Source organism: Kushneria konosiri, assembly GCF_002155145.1.
GTDB classification, from domain to species: domain Bacteria; phylum Pseudomonadota; class Gammaproteobacteria; order Pseudomonadales; family Halomonadaceae; genus Kushneria; species Kushneria konosiri.
The window spans coordinates 2342513-2358156 of record NZ_CP021323.1 but is presented as its reverse complement, the minus strand read 5'-3'; the positions used below and the strand labels follow the sequence as shown (position 1 = coordinate 2358156).

Annotated in this window: 13 protein-coding genes; 7 read left to right on the top strand and 6 right to left on the bottom strand. The window is 58.8% G+C overall.

Going from position 1 to position 15644, the window contains the following annotated elements; translation table 11 throughout:
- Positions 1 to 144: 144 nt before the first annotated feature.
- Entirely contained in the window at positions 145 to 468 is a 324-nt protein-coding gene (gene fdxA, locus B9G99_RS10940; protein WP_086622185.1) for a ferredoxin FdxA, read from the top strand.
- A 588-nt stretch (positions 469 to 1056) separates the two neighbouring features.
- On the opposite strand, the gene eno is transcribed toward fdxA, so the two are convergent.
- The 6 genes from eno to doeA all read right to left on the bottom strand — a co-directional run bounded on the left by eno (position 1057) and on the right by doeA (position 7988).
- Positions 1057 to 2352 carry a phosphopyruvate hydratase gene (gene eno, locus B9G99_RS10935; protein ID WP_086622184.1) on the bottom strand — a complete coding sequence of 432 codons (1296 nt, stop codon included), beginning with the start codon at positions 2350 to 2352 and terminating at the stop codon, positions 1057 to 1059.
- 203 nt (positions 2353 to 2555) lie between these two features.
- On the bottom strand, positions 2556 to 3416 hold the full coding sequence (gene kdsA / locus B9G99_RS10930) for a 3-deoxy-8-phosphooctulonate synthase (RefSeq protein ID WP_086622183.1): 861 nt from the start codon (positions 3414 to 3416) through the stop codon (positions 2556 to 2558).
- Entirely contained in the window at positions 3403 to 5085 is a 1683-nt protein-coding gene (locus B9G99_RS10925; protein ID WP_086622182.1) for a CTP synthase, read from the bottom strand. Before B9G99_RS10925 ends, kdsA begins: the two co-directional genes overlap by 14 nt.
- 84 nt (positions 5086 to 5169) lie before the next feature.
- Positions 5170 to 5652, bottom strand: coding sequence for an Lrp/AsnC family transcriptional regulator (locus tag B9G99_RS10920; protein WP_086622181.1), 483 nt, complete (start codon positions 5650 to 5652; stop codon positions 5170 to 5172).
- 69 nt (positions 5653 to 5721) lie between these two features.
- The gene (doeB, locus tag B9G99_RS10915) at positions 5722 to 6729 is read right to left on the bottom strand and encodes a N(2)-acetyl-L-2,4-diaminobutanoate deacetylase DoeB (protein WP_086622180.1); all 1008 of its coding nucleotides are present in this window, start codon (positions 6727 to 6729) and stop codon (positions 5722 to 5724) included.
- A 71-nt stretch (positions 6730 to 6800) separates the two neighbouring features.
- Positions 6801 to 7988 carry an ectoine hydrolase DoeA gene (doeA, locus tag B9G99_RS10910; protein ID WP_086622179.1) on the bottom strand — a complete coding sequence of 396 codons (1188 nt, stop codon included), beginning with the start codon at positions 7986 to 7988 and terminating at the stop codon, positions 6801 to 6803.
- Positions 7989 to 8343: 355 nt separating this feature from the next.
- On the opposite strand from doeA, the gene B9G99_RS10905 reads away from it, so the two are divergent.
- The 6 genes from B9G99_RS10905 to B9G99_RS10880 all read left to right on the top strand — a co-directional run bounded on the left by B9G99_RS10905 (position 8344) and on the right by B9G99_RS10880 (position 15642).
- A complete protein-coding gene (locus B9G99_RS10905; RefSeq protein WP_148663947.1) occupies positions 8344 to 10443 on the top strand; it encodes a methyl-accepting chemotaxis protein in 2100 nt (699 codons plus the stop codon).
- A 1-nt stretch (position 10444) separates the two neighbouring features.
- Positions 10445 to 11968: a chemotaxis protein CheW gene (locus B9G99_RS10900; protein ID WP_158521489.1), complete on the top strand. Its 1524-nt coding sequence runs from the start codon at positions 10445 to 10447 to the stop codon at positions 11966 to 11968.
- A gap of 113 nt (positions 11969 to 12081) precedes the next feature.
- A complete protein-coding gene (corA, locus tag B9G99_RS10895; protein ID WP_086622176.1) occupies positions 12082 to 13029 on the top strand; it encodes a magnesium/cobalt transporter CorA in 948 nt (315 codons plus the stop codon).
- Positions 13030 to 13077: 48 nt separating this feature from the next.
- A complete protein-coding gene (locus B9G99_RS10890; protein ID WP_086622175.1) occupies positions 13078 to 14007 on the top strand; it encodes a 2-hydroxyacid dehydrogenase in 930 nt (309 codons plus the stop codon).
- Positions 14008 to 14056: 49 nt separating this feature from the next.
- The gene (locus B9G99_RS10885; RefSeq protein ID WP_086622174.1) at positions 14057 to 14713 is read left to right on the top strand and encodes a hypothetical protein; all 657 of its coding nucleotides are present in this window, start codon (positions 14057 to 14059) and stop codon (positions 14711 to 14713) included.
- Positions 14714 to 14769: 56 nt separating this feature from the next.
- The gene (locus tag B9G99_RS10880; RefSeq protein ID WP_086622173.1) at positions 14770 to 15642 is read left to right on the top strand and encodes an SMP-30/gluconolactonase/LRE family protein; all 873 of its coding nucleotides are present in this window, start codon (positions 14770 to 14772) and stop codon (positions 15640 to 15642) included.
- Positions 15643 to 15644: the final 2 nt, after the last annotated feature.

Here is a 15644-nt window from a genome sequence, read left to right as displayed (position 1 = left end):
GCCCGTCCTTTCATCAGAAGCGGCTTGTCGCCGGGCGGGCCGGCCTTCTAGAATAAGGCCCCTTTGTGGGCCGCCCCACACCCCTTTTCAGCACTGCCTGTCCCTGCATGGGCAGTGATCGCCTGCTACCCTGGAGTTCGTGACATGACCTTTGTCGTCACCGAGAACTGCATTCAATGTAAATACACGGACTGCGTGGAAGTCTGCCCGGTTGACTGCTTCTATGAAGGTCCCAATTTTCTGGTCATTCATCCAGACGAATGCATTGACTGTGCCCTGTGCGAACCGGAATGTCCGGCCGAGGCCATTTTTTCGGAAGACGAACTGCCCGAAGGGCAGGAAAAGTTTATCGAGATCAACGCCGATCTCGCCGAGCAGTGGCCCAACATCAACGAGCGCAGCGATCCGCCGGCCGATGCCGACGAGTGGAACGGTGTTCCCGGCAAGATCGACAAGCTGGTGCGCTGATATTCGGATCGGGGCCAAGCTGCCCCGACCGCTCCCCCCTCTGATTTTCATGTCACCTGCTGCGGCTGCCGCACGTGCTTTTGTGGCATCCTGGCGCCAGCATTGCTGTCTTTTACGCATAAAAAAAGGCGGCCCATAGGGGCCGCCCTTGCATCCTGCGTCCTTGAGCCATTTCGTTGGCTCTCTATCCATCGGCGGCATCCATGCGGAGAAATCGAATCCATCCGATACCCAGCGCGCCATCAATCAAGTTTGTCGTTGGTGTTCTGAGCGGGGCCATCCATTTGCCGCCGTCAGTTGAGTCTCGATCAGAATATCTGATCGATTAAAAGATTTTGAAAAAAGCGCTAATCGAGAGAAGTAGCGACCGCCTTGTTTTCTTTTGGCAAAAAAACCAGGCGAATCAATATTTTAAGAGGGAAGGTAACTTCAGGCCCGTTATCGGGCCGCTTCGAATATCCATATGGTGGGTTCTGCCCCCCCATCGGGTCAAGGTAATCGTCCAGGATTCGTCAAATATATAGGGCGGGCATAAAAAATCCGACTACCATGGGTAGCCGGATTAATTTTAGTGATTCGGGTCAGGAATCAGGATTGACCCTTCACTTCTGACAGCCCCTTGTAGGGTGCCTTGCCGGCCAGCTGATCTTCGATCACCAGCAGACGGTTGTATTTGGCAACACGGTCGCTGCGTGACAGGGAGCCGGTCTTGATCTGCCCGGCACAGGTGCCTACGGCCAGATCCGCGATGGTGGTGTCTTCCGTCTCGCCACTACGATGAGAGATCACAGCGGTGTAGCCGGCATCGCGTGCCATCTTGATCGCATCAAGCGTCTCGGTCAGCGAACCAATCTGGTTGAACTTGATCAGAATCGAATTACCAATGCCCTTTTCGATGCCTTCACGGAAGATACGCGTATTGGTCACGAACAGATCATCGCCGACCAGCTGTACACGATCACCCAGCTTGTCGGTCAGCGCTTTCCAGCCGTCCCAGTCCGACTCGTCCAGTCCATCCTCAATGGAAACAATGGGGTACTGATCGACCAGCTCGGCCAGATAATCGGCAAAGCTTTCGCTGGTGAAGCTCTTGTTTTCACCGGAAAGCGTGTACTGACCATCCTTGTAGAACTCGGAAGCCGCGCAGTCGAGTGCCAGCGTGACGTCGCTGCCCAGCTGATAGCCGGCATCGCTGACCGCCTGCTTAATGGCACTCAAAGCGTCTGCGTTGGATTCCAGATTCGGTGCGAAGCCACCTTCATCACCTACCGCGGTAGACTGTCCGCGACCGGAGAGCACCTTTTTCAGGGCGTGGAAAATTTCAGCGCCCATGCGCAGGCCTTCGGCAAAGCTCTTGGCGCCGACCGGCTGGACCATGAACTCCTGAATATCGATATTGTTATCGGCGTGCTCACCGCCATTCATGATATTCATCATCGGCAGCGGCATGCTGAACTGACCCGGCGTGCCATAGAGTTCGGCAATGTGCTCATAAAGCGGCATGCCCTTCTCGGTTGCTGCCGCGCGCGCTGCAGCCAATGAAACGGCGAGAATGGCATTGGCGCCCAGATTGCCCTTGTTGTCGGTGCCGTCAAGCTCCAGCATGGCCTGATCCAGCGCGCGCTGATCGCTGGCGTCCATGCCCTTGAGGCGCTCACGGATTACCGTATTGACGGCTTCCACGGCCTTTTTGACACCCTTGCCCAGATAGCGTGACTTGTCGCCGTCGCGCAGCTCCAGTGCTTCACGCGAACCGGTAGACGCACCCGACGGCGCATAGGCCTGCTCGCGGATACCGCCAGCCAGCGTCACTGTCGCCATGACGGTGGGGTTACCGCGTGAATCGAGCACTTCGAGTCCATGAATATCAACAATCTCGGCCATCTAAAGCATCCTCACTGATTAAACTTCCGGTCCCTTCTTCGGACCGGACTCGAATGAACGCACCATGAAAGCATAGAAAGCGACTCATTTGCCTGCCATGCCGGCGCACTCGCCGCCATTGTTAGACTAAAGTCAAAACCCTGCCGACATCATCGACGCCTCCACCAATAAAAACGCCGATCATGATGATCGGCGTTTTGAGACTAGCGAATATCGATGGGATCGAAATGCTTGACCACCCCATCGAGCATTTTGATCTGCTCAAGAAAAGGCGTCAGTCGATCCAGCGGCAGCGCACAGGGGCCATCGCAGCGGGCGTTGTCGGGGTCTGGATGCGCCTCGACGAACAGGCCGGCGATGCCGGTGGCCACCCCGGAGCGGGCCAGCTCGACCACCTGCTGGCGACGCCCGCCAGCGCTGTCGGCACGCCCGCCGGGCTGCTGCAGCGAATGGGTGACATCGAAAAAGACCGGGTAGCCGGTTTTTTTCATCTCGCCAAAGCCAAGCATGTCGACCACCAGGTTGTTATAGCCAAAGCTCGAGCCGCGCTCACACAGGATCAGCCGATCGTTACCGGCCTCCTCGAATTTGGTGATGATGTGGCGCATCTCGTGCGGGGCAATGAACTGCGGCTTCTTGATGTTGACCACCGCGCCGGTTTTCGCCATCGCCACCACCAGATCGGTCTGGCGGGCCAGAAAGGCCGGCAGCTGAATGACGTCACAAACATCGGCCACGGCGCGCGCCTGGTTCGGCTCATGCACATCCGTCAATACCGGCACGTTGAAGCGGCTTTTGATCTCATCGAGAATTTTCAGCCCTTCATCGAGGCCCGGCCCACGATAGGAGTGGATCGAGCTGCGGTTGGCCTTGTCGAAACTGGCCTTGAACACATAGGGAATGCCCAGCGCCTTCGTCGCCTCGACCCAGGCATGGGCCACCTCGATGGCCATGTCCCGTGACTCAAGCACATTCATGCCGCCAAAAAGCGTCAGCGGCTGCTGATTGCCGGTCGAAATATCACCGATGGCAACGGTTTTCTGCAAGGTATCAGTGCCTGTCATCGTCACGCTCCTGCTGATCGCGATTGCCGGCCTTGTGTGCTCGTGCGGCGCGATGCGCCAGCGCGGCGTTGACAAAACCGGTGAAGAGCGGATGCCCATCGCGCGGGGTCGAGGTGAATTCGGGATGGAACTGGCAGGCGACATACCAGGGATGATCCGGCAGCTCGACCATTTCCACCAGCGACTGATCCACGCTGCGGCCGGAGAAGACCATGCCGGCGGCTTCCAGATCGGCCACGAACTGATCGTTGATCTCATAGCGATGGCGATGACGCTCGACGATCGTGTCGCTGCCATAGATCTCGCGCGCCTTTGACCCTTCCGCCAGCACACAGCTCTGCCCGCCCAGTCGCATGGTGCCGCCCAGATCGGAAGACTCGTCGCGGGTCTCGATCCGCCCTTCCGGCGTGATCCACTCGGTGATCAGACCGACCACGGGATGGCGGGTGTCGTGAGTAAACTCGGTGGAGTTGGCATCGCGCCAGCCGGCCTTGTGACGAGCAAACTCGATGACCGCTACCTGCATGCCCAGACAGATGCCCAGATAGGGAATACCGTTTTCACGAGCGTAGCGCGCAGTGGCAATCTTGCCTTCCACACCGCGCGAGCCGAAACCACCCGGCACCAGAATCGCATCCTTGCCCTCAAGACGCTCAACGCCTTCACGCTCGATGGTTTCGGAGTCGATATAGTCAATATTGACCTTCACGCGGGTCTGAATGCCGGCATGCATCAGCGATTCGTTGAGCGACTTGTAAGCGTCAAGCAGCTCCATATATTTGCCGACCATCGCAATATTGATGGTCTTGAGCGGGTTGAGCTTGGCATCAAGCACTCGAACCCATTCGCTCAGATCCGCCGCTGGCGGATCAAGACGCAGCTTGTCGCAGACGATGTCGTCAAGCTCATGATCGTGCAGCATCAGCGGAATGCGATAGATGGTATCGGCATCCTGCATCGGAATGACGGCGCGCTCATCCACGTTGGTGAACAGGGCAATCTTGCGACGCTCACTGGCTTCAAGCTCGACTTCGCTGCGACACAGCAGAATATCGGGCTGGATGCCGATGGAGCGCAGTTCCTTGACGCTGTGCTGGGTCGGCTTGGTTTTGGTCTCGCCGGCCGTCTTGATATAGGGCACCAGCGTCAGGTGCATGAACAGTGCGTGACTGGAGCCGACTTCACTGCGCAGCTGGCGAATGGCTTCCAGAAACGGCAGGGATTCGATGTCACCCACGGTGCCGCCAATCTCGACGAGCGCCACATCGTAGCCTTCAGCGCCGGCCTTCACACGCCGCTTGATCTCGTCGGTAATATGCGGAATGACCTGAACGGTGCCGCCCAGGTAATCACCACGACGCTCCTTGCGCAGCACGTGCTCATAGACGCGGCCGGTGGTGAAGTTATTGGCCTGGGTCATGCGCGAGCGAATGAAACGCTCGTAGTGTCCGAGGTCAAGATCGGTCTCGGCGCCATCCTCGGTGACAAAGACTTCACCGTGCTGAAAGGGGCTCATGGTGCCCGGATCGACGTTGATATAGGGGTCGAGCTTGAGAATCGTGACCTTCAGGCCACGGGCTTCCAGAATAGCGGCCAGAGAAGCTGCAGCGATGCCTTTACCAAGAGAAGACACAACGCCACCGGTCACGAAAATATATCGCGTCGTCATGGGGAACCTGTTAATGCTGAGCGAAGGTCAGCCAGAAAGGCAGACCAGGATGGGAGATCAGTTTACGCGAAAGCGTCGTCGCGCTCAATTTGCATTGTCCGCCCTGAGCCGGATCAACGGCGATGATGCCTTTTTGATGGACTTGGTCACGATATAGGTGAAGTAGCGCCGAATGGCGAGATCCTCCATCAGCCAGCGATCGATCAGGCGCTGGTACTGATCGATGCTTTCGGCCTCGATCAGTACCAGATAATCCACACCGCCCCCCACGGCCACACATTCACTGACCTGCGGCGTGTCGCGCATGACTCGCTCAAAGCGCTCGAAGACGCTGACGCTGTGGTTCTCAAGCTCGATCTGAATCCATACCGACGTCAACGCTACCCGAGCCCGGTCGCTGATTCGGGCACTGTAGCCCTCGATGATGCCCTCACGCTCAAGGCGTCTGACCCGCTCCCAGCAGGGGCTCACCGACAGGTTGATGGCCTCGGCCAGTCGCGACTTGGTGATGCGCCCGTCACGCGACAGGATCTCGAGAATACGAAAATCGTACTGATCGAGCTTCATCATGATCTCCCGTCGCATGGATACCGAATGCCGACCGGCAGACGTTCGCTGCCACTTGTCGTGACGACTTTAGCGCTCAAGCGTTTCGACCACCTCGCCAATGACGATCAGGGTATCGCCCATTTCAACGCGTGCCGGAAAGCGCCGGGCCAGCACCAGGCCGTCACGGCTGGCGCGATATTCCACCGGGTCGGCACCGGTACGCGTGATATCCCAGATACGTGCGACTACTTCGCCTTCCCTGACCAGCCCGCCGAGTGCGCAGGTCATTTCCAGAAGCCCCGTGTGCTCGCTTTGCACGTAGCAGGAGGCGTCCGGCATCTCGACATGCTGCTGGCGCGCCGGGCGCTGAATTTCCCCCTGGGTAATACCGGCAAAGATCAGGAAATTGCGCACGCCGCGCTCGCTGATCTCGATACTGGCCGGCGTCGAAGTACCGCCACCGCCCAGCTCGGTGGTCACCAGCACCTTGCCCTGATTTTCCACCACCGTGTCGTAGAGCGCTGCCGCATCAAGCTCATACATCATGATGGCGGTCGAGGCGCCAAAGTCGATGGCGCCCTTGAGGCTTTTGCGTTCAAGCTCGAGATCATCAAGTCGGTGAGCGGCAGCAAACGGCAGGATATCCAGCGTGCGCCCGCCTGAATGTAGATCCAGTGCGTAGTCGCACATCGGCACCAGGTAGCGGGTAAAGTAGTCGGCAATCTGTCTTGTCGGGCCACCATCCGGGTCCCCCGGAAAGCTGCGATTGAGATTACCGCGATCCATCGGCGAGGTGCGTCTGCCGGCCTGCGCTGCCGGCTGATTCATCATCGGCACGATGATCACACGCCCCTGAACCTCTTCCGCCGTCAGGCGTCTGGCGAGTTTCAAAAGCGCCGTGATGCCCTCATATTCATCACCGTGATTGCCGCCGGTCAGAAGCGCGGTGGGCCCCTCTCCGTTCTTGACCACGGTAATCGGAATCATCACCGCCCCCCAGGCGGATTCATCATGAGAGACCGGTAGTTTGAGAAAGCCGTGCTGGACGCCATCGGCATCAAAATCGACAGTGGCAGAGATCGGACTTGGACGCATGGGCAGTACTGCTCCCTATGGTGAGTGCGACCGACGGCCCGAATTCACTCGGGCCACCAGGGACAGGTGCACTATTTAACGAAAAGCTGACGAGGAAAGTTGCTGAGGGTTTCCACCCCGGTTTCGGTGATCAGGATCGACTCGGTGATCTCGAGCCCCCAGTCATCCATCCACATGCCTGGCATGAAGTGAAAGGTCATGCCGGGTTCGAGTACGGTGGTGTCACTGGGACGCAGGCTCATGGTGCGCTCGCCCCAGTCGGGCGGATAGCTCAGACCGATGGGATAGCCACAGCGAGCACCGCCCCGGTCGAAGCCCCACTTGTCCATCGCAGCCCCCAGCGCCATGGCCAGATCGCAGCAGCGGTTGCCGGGTTTGGCGACCTCAAGCCCGTTTTCGATGCCCTCCAGCAGGGCAGATTCCCCACGCAGGAAGTCTCGTGTCGGGCGCCCGAGAAATACCGTTCGCGACAGCGGCGCGTGATAGCGCTTGTAGACACCGGCAATCTCAAAAAAGGTGCCTTCGTCCTGTTTGAACGGCGCATCATCCCAGGTCAAATGCGGCGCGGCCGCGTCCTTGCCAGTGGGCAACAGCGGCACGATGGCCGGGTAGTCACCGCCATGGCCTTCCACGCCTTCAACACCGGCCCGGTAAATTTCCGCCACCAGCCGGCTCTTGGGCAGGCCCGGCTCGACCATGTCCAGAATGCGGGCATGCATTTCATCCACGATGCGACCGGCCACCCGCATGTACTCGATCTCGGTCGGCGACTTGATCGCCCGGCACCAGTTGACCAGTCCATTGGCATCAACCAGCGTCGCCTCGGGCAGGTTTGCCAGCAGGCTGGTATAGGCCTTTGCCGAGAAGTAGTAGTTGTCCATCTCGACGCCGATGCGCCCGCGATGCCACTGCCACTGGGGCAGAATTGACTGGGACAGATACTCCATCGGATGCATGTCGGGGTTCTGGACGTAATAGTCCGGATACCAGGTCACATGCGTTTCGGGATTCATGTAGCAGGTGCGTATCGCGCCATTGCTGTCCTGGCGTCGACCATACCAGACCGGATCCTGATCAAGACTGATCAGCACACACTGGTGAACATAGAAGGACCAGCCGTCATAGCCGGTCAGCCATGCCATGTTGGAAGGGTCATAAACGATCAGAAGATCCAGCTCGGCACGCGCCATCGCCGCTCTTACCCGGGCCAGGCGCTGAGCATATTCCTCGCGCGTAAAGGGAAGTGCAATGTCGGTCATTGGCGCTCGCTTTTCCCGGTCCACAAACCGGGCACTTGTTGTATTCAACGACGTCCCGAAAACAAGCATAAGACATGGGCATCAATGGCTGCCATGCCGCCGCCATGCCCCGTGTCAGTCTGCCCTTGTCCGATCGCCGGGGTCAAAAGCTTTCCGCATGTCTTTTTGGACAGTATTTCCTGACACGCCTGGCCATGAATCATCGTAACAGGCCCCGGGCGATTATTGATTTGAGCTAAAGGCCGCTCGGGGAAAGGTCGATATGAGCTTCAGAATGCGCACCATCGTTGCGCTCGTTGTCATGACGCCCTGAGCTGCGAATGATCAGGTCGCCTCCATGAGAGATTGCCGTCACATGACCGACATTACTAGCAGAGAAGATTATTTCCGAGCCGCCATTGATCGCGCTCAGGCCGTCATCGAGTTCACCACCGAAGGCATCATTGTCGATGCCAATGAAAACTTTCTGAAGGCAGTGGGCTATACCCTCGAAGATATCAAGGGCAAGCATCACCGCATGTTCTGCGACCCGGAAGAAGCGGCCTCTGCCGAATATCGTTCTTTCTGGCAAAAGCTGGGGCGTGGCGAATTTGATGCCGGCGAATATCGACGTATCGGTAACAACGGTCGCGAAATCTGGCTGCAGGCCACCTATAACCCCATTTTCGATGACACCGGCAAGCCCGTACGAGTTGTGAAGTTTGCCTCCGACATCACCGCTCAAAAGCAGCACGACGCCGAGTTTGAAGGCAAGGTGGAGGCCATCAACCGCGCTCAGGCCGTCATCGAGTTCGACCTGAAGGGCAATATCCTGGCCGCCAACGACAACTTTCTGGCCACCATGGGCTACCGGGCCAGCGAAGTTATCGGTGAACACCACCGCATGTTCTGTAACGAGACCTACATCAGGACGGCGGAATATCGCAATTTCTGGAAGGAACTGGCGCAGGGTGAATTTGCCCAGGGCGAATACAAGCGTTTTCGCAAGGACGGTAGCGAAGTCTGGCTACAGGCCACCTATAACCCGATTCTGGATGCCGTTGGCCGGCCCTATAAAGTGGTCAAGTTCGCCACCGACATTACCACCCGCAAGCTGACCAACGCCGAGTTTGAAGGCAAGGTCAACGCCATCAGCCATGCTCAGGCGGTGATCGAGTTCGATCTTGAAGGCCATATCCTCGATGCCAATGCCAACTTCCTGAGCGCCATCGGTTACCGGATCGACGATATTCGCGGCCAGCACCACCGAATGTTTTGTGACCCGGCCGACGTCAGCAGCGATGACTATCACCACTTCTGGGATGAACTCAATCGTGGCAAGACCATGAGCGGCGAGTTCCGGCGTATTGGACGCAATGGTCGCGAAGTCTGGCTGCAGGCGACCTACAATCCGATCCTCGACATGGATGGTCGCCCTTTCAAGGTGGTCAAGTTTGCCACCGACATCACGACCAGAAAACGCGAGAGCGCCGAACTCGAAGGCCGTCTCAAGGCGATCGATCGCGCCCAGGCCGTGATCGAGTTTGATCTCAAGGGCAACATTCTTGCGGCCAACCAGAACTTTCTTCACACCATGGGCTACACCCTGGATGAAGTGCTGGGTCAGCATCATCGAATTTTCTGTGAAGATGACCACGTCGTCAGCACCGAATATCGCGATTTCTGGCAAAAACTCGGTCAGGGCGAACTGTTCAGCGGCCGTTTCAGCCGTTTGGGCAAGTTTGGGCGTCGCGTCTGGATTCAGGGCACCTATAACCCGATTCTTGATGCCATGGGCGTCCCCTACAAGATCATCAAATTTGCTACCGACATTACCGATCAGGTGAAGCTCGAGGAGAGCATCAGGGATCAGGCCGCCTCAATGAGCTCAAGCGTTACGGGACTGAATGCGTCAATCAACGCCATTGCCGAAAATGCGCAGCTCACGCAACAACTGGCCCATTTTACCCGGGAAGAGGCGCAGCGCGGCAGCGATACGCTAAAGCATTCGGTCGAGGTCATGGCCGCCATTCGCAAGGCTTCCGAGGACGTGGATGCCATCGTCAAGGTCATTGGCGAAATTGCCAATCAGACCAATCTGCTGGCCTTCAACGCCGCCATCGAAGCGGCCCGTGCCGGCGAACATGGACTGGGCTTTTCGGTTGTCGCCGATGAGGTCAGGAAACTGGCCGAAAAATCCTCCGACGCCACACGCCAGATCAACAGATTGCTGGGAGAATCCAGCCGACGCATTGAAGAAGGCAACATCGTCTCACACGATGCCAGAGCCTCCTTTGACAAGATCATGGAGGGCATTGAAAAAACCAGCACGTCAGTTGATGAAATCACTCACGCCACGCGCGCGCAACTTGAAACGGCCGAGCATGTCGAACGCTCGATTCTGGCCCTGAATGCCGCCACCGGCACGACTCACGCCGACGGCGGTACCCGCAGCGCTTCTCGCAAGAGCGTCTGACATGAGCCATCACGACACCAGCACCTATGGCGTTTTAGGCATCGGCGGCAGCAATGTCGCCCTGCCCATCAGCACACTGCGGGAAGTGGCCGATCTGCCTGAGGCGCTAACGCCGGCGCCGCTGGCACCGGTCTGGTCGCTCGGCGCCTTCATGCTGCGCGATGAAATGATTCCGGTGATCGATCTGGCACGGCTACTGCAGCTTGATGACGGCACCGGCACGCGAAATGCCGGTGATCGGGTGGCCATCGTGCACTGGCAGTCAGGCGTTGTCGGCCTGCGTGTGGATGCCATTCACGGCATCATGCCTGTCGCGAGAGAGCGCCTTCAGACGCTGGAGCACCATGATGCGCGCACCACCGCCCTGATTCCGGCCGCCTTTAACTTCTCTAATGACGGCGAGGATCGACTGGTCTATGTGCTGGAGCTCGAGGCGCTCTTTGCTCTTGATGGCGTGATGCGCTCACTCTCGGCCGGCACCGTTAATGATATCGGCGTGAACGACCTGGAGCACTCGCGCACGCCCCGTCAACGCCACAGAGCCCTCGTGATTGAATGTCTGGGGGTTCATCTCAGTCTTCCGGCCGCGATGGTGCGTGAAATTCAGCCGCTGGAAAAGCTCGCCCCACCGGTGATCGAGATCGATGGGTACATGGGCACTGCGCCACTGCGTAAAAGCCAGATGGCGGTGTTCTGTCCGCTGATATTGGCCCGCCTCGAGAAAAGGTGCAAAGCCAGTGCCGGGTTGATGGTCGTGGTGACCGTTCGCGGCCAGTTGATGGGGCTGGCGGCCACTCGAGTGCTGCGCATGATTGATTACGACCCGGCAGGCGTCATGCCGCTGGCCGACAATCACGACAATGCCAATGCGACCGTCGCCGGCATAATGACGCATCCCGAACTGGGCGATTCGCTGCTGCTCGATGAAAGCCGCTTTGCCACCGACCAGGACTTTCTCACCATTGCGGCCATGTATGCCGGCCAGCAGGAGAAAGGCCATACGCAAGGCGAGGTCTATCGCCGCTTCGCCTTTGTGCACTATGACGCCTTTGGCCAGTATGTGACCCCGCTGGAGCAGCTCGATGAAGTCATCGCCATGCCCGAAGGTTTCACGCCCAGCACCAATGCACAGGAAGGCTGGGCTGGCACCCTGCCCCATCGTGATCACGCCGTATCGCTGATTGATCTGCGCAGGCTTTTGAACACGCCCCACAACACGCCGGCCACCGATGTTCTCATCGTGGCCTGCGGCGACTACCGGGTCGGCTTCATGATCGATAACGCCCGTCATATCGAGTATCTCGACGCCCCGGCCAACAGCCTAATCATTCGCTGGCGAGGGGAGCAGGAACCCGACACGCCGCCCATCGAACAGTGCAAGCGTCTGATCGTGGTCGGCACCGGGGCCAACAAGAAAGTCATGTCGGTGCTGTGTCTGGAAACGCTGGCCACACTGCTGGTGGATATCAATGCTGAACATCACTGCACCATGATCGATGCAGCCTCTCAGGTAGCGTCCGCCTGAGATCGGAGAAGGCTGCGTCAGACCCGCCATGGCACGGTTGGTACTAAAGTCTTTGGCAATCCCCCCCTGCTCTGGGATCATGAGGACCATTTATACCGTGCCGGAATGCCATCATGATCAGGACCTACAGCCTTGAGCAGCAGACCATTCACGAACTGGCAGACGACGCGCTTGAAGCGCGCCTGTCGCAGGCGACCTGGATCGATGCGCAGGAACCCAGTGACAGTGAGCGAGAGGCACTGGCCCCCTTTCTTGCCGAAGAACTGCCCGGAAGCACCGATGTCGAAGAGATCGAATCCTCGGCACGCTATTTCTCGGATGCCGACGGCCTTCACGTTCACTCGCTGTTTCTGACCCGCAACGAAGGCAAGCACCAGAACACCACGGTGGCCTTCATCCTTCAGCCACAGCGGCTCCTGAGCCTGCGCGAAGAGGATCTGGCAGATTTCAGGCTGCTGCGTCTGCGGGCACGGCGCGGTCAGATTGAGGCCGGCTCGCCCCAGGAGCTGATGGTGACCATCTTCGAGCAGAAGGTGGAAAACCTTGCTGACAGCGTCGAGGACATGCACCGCGATCTCGAGCAGGTCAGCCATCAGGTTCTCGAGGTCGAAGACTCGGATCTCGAGGACGCCATTGATCGACTGGCCAAGGTCGAGGACAGCGTCGGCAAGATCCGGCTGTGCCTGATGGATACCCAGCGCTCGCTCCATTTCCTGCTGCGCCACCTGCGCCGCCACCCGGAACTTCAGGAACAGGCCCGTGAGGTGCTTCAGGACGTGGACGCCCTGATGTCGCACAACACGTTTTTGTCCGACAAGGTCAACTTCCTCATGGATACGACCCAGGGCTTTATCAATATCCAGCAAAACCAGATCATCAAGATCTTCTCGATCGCCTCGGTCGTGTTTCTCCCCCCGACCATGATCGCCAGCATTTATGGCATGAACTTTGATGTCATGCCCGAACTGCACTGGCCGCTGGGCTATCCCTTTGCCATTTTTGTCATGTTCCTGTCAGGCCTGACGCCCTTTTTGTACTTTAAACATCGCGGCTGGCTCTGATCGTGCCACGCCGGTCAATTTCGTCGGGTTCAATGAAGGGGAAATGAGATGCGCATTTTGATTCACGCCCCCGAGGCAAAACGCTGGCAGGCAGCGCTGACGCGAGAGCTGCACCCGATATTGCCCGAGGCCGACATCGTGACCACGCAGGACGTCGGTGAAGGGCCTGCCGATCTGCTGATCGTCTGGAAACCGACGGCCTCATTGCTGGCGTGTCAGGATGACTCTCTGAAGGCGATCTTCAACGCCGGCGCCGGCGTGGACGCACTGCTGAACCTGCCGGATCTGCCGGACGTCCCCATCGTTCGCCTGCGTGACGCCGGCATGGGCATGCTGATGGCCGACTATGCGCTTTATGGCGTGCTGCACTTTTATCGGGACATGGATCGCTATCACCGACAGCAGACCGATCAGCACTGGCAGGAGCAGCCGCTGGCCGATCGCAGCAACTGGCGCGTGGGCATCCTGGGGCTGGGCACCCTCGGCCAGGTCTGTGCCCAGCGCATCAGTGCCCAGGGGTTTGAGGTTCAGGGCTGGAGCCGCTCCCCCAAGCATCTTGAAGGGATCGATACACATCATGGTGACGATGGCCTGACCACTTTCCTGAACACTTCCCGGATCATGGTCAGCCTGCTGCCGGACACGCCCGAGACGCGCGGGCTGCTCAACGCACAGCGCCTGGCCCAGCTGCCCGAAGGCGCCGTGGTCATCAATGTCGGACGGGGAACCACGCTGGACCCGGACGCCCTGCTCGCGCTTGTCGATAGCGGCCATCTTCGCGGTGCGATGCTGGATGTTTTCCCGGAAGAGCCTTTGTCGCCCCAGCATCCGCTCTGGCAGGCCCCCGGAGTCATCATAACGCCGCATATTGCTGCACCTACCGATGTGAACGCGGGCGCCCGACAATTCGCCGCCGACCTTCTGGCGCTGACGCAGGGCGAGCCCATCGATACTGTTGATCGAGCCACAGGCTATTGAGACGCCCGCCCGGCGTCATGCGCCTTGTACTTCATAAACAGGAGACGCCATGCTTCGCCTTTTTCTGGCGCTGACCGCCCTGATAGTCTCCACCTCGCCGCAGGCCGAGGAGATTCATCCCTTCACGGCCCAGTACCATCTCACCATGGATGGCTGGCCCAGTGCCGACATGACCCATCAGCTCGAACATGATGGTGATGGCTGGCGCGCCACCATGCACGCCTCGATCAAGATCGCCACCGGCTATGAATACAGCCGCTTTCATGTCAGCCATGACACCGAGGTATCGCCCTGGAGCTTTTACAGCCGCTATCGCCTATTCGGGTTTGGTGATACCTATCGGCTTGACGAAAAGCAGCTCTCGAACCTGCCCGACCGCCAGGCAGCGTTGTTTGCGCTCAGTCGTCAGGCGTTCGACGCCCCATCGTGTCGCGGCCGTCAGTCAACGCCCTGTACCTTCGCCTATGTCGATCACAAGGCACGCGAGCATGACATGGTCTGGCGGGTCATTGATGATCCCGAAATGACCGTGCCCCAGGGCCACTGGAAGACACGCCATGTGGAGGTCTGGGATGAAGACAAGCCTGATCGGCAGCTGCATTTTTATTTCACCTCACGCGATCCGGGGCTTCTCGTGCAGACGGACTATTTCCGCGATGGCAAACTGAGCGCACGTCTTCAGCTCACAGGATTCGACACACCATAGCCCCGGGGCAGGCTTGTCGGTCATGTCCATACAACACGAATGATCCAGGAGGGAACATGCTGGAACCGCACCTGACACTGACCATGGCGCTGGGAGAAGGTCCGCACTGGGACGTCGACCAGCAGCGTCTTTACTGGGTCGATATCCTGAGCGGCGAATGTCATCAGCTCGACCCCGAAAGCAATCAGCACCAGGTTCAGCGTTATGATGAGCCGCTGGCCTACGTCGTTCCCGACGATCAGGGCGGGTACCTGGCCGCCTTTCGTTCCGGCCTGTGGCAGCTGGATCATCAGGGGCAAAAACAGCATCACCTGGTCGAAGGTCCCCAGAATCCGGAGATCAGCTGGTGCAACGACAGCCACTGCGATGCTCATGGCCGGCTGTGGTTTGGCACCAAAAATGCCGAAGAAACCCATCCTACCGGTGCCCTGTTCAGCTACCAGGAAGCACTCACCACGCATTTCGAGGGCGTGACCATCGCCAATGGCATCGCCATCAGCCCCGATCATCGCTGGCTCTATTTCAGCGACACGCCAACCCACAGGATTTATCGCTACCCGCTGGACATCGAGCAGGGCACGCTGGGCGAGCCCGAGCTTTTTGCTGATACGAGAGCTCTGGCCCTGCCGGGGTCACCGGATGGTGCTGCCATTGATGAGGCCGGCCATTACTGGATTGCCATGTATGGCGGCGGAGTCGTGGTGCACTTTGACGATCGCGGCAACGTGGTAGAAACCCTGCCGCTGCTGGCCCCCAATCCCACCAAGGTCACCTTCGGCGACAGCGACCTGCGCACGCTTTACGTTACCTGCGCACGCCAGGGACTGGAGCAGGCCACACTGGATCAATATCCTGATGCCGGCTCGCTCTTTTCCACGCGAGTGGATACTCCCGGCCTGCCCGGCCATCGCTATCGTCACACGGCCTGACC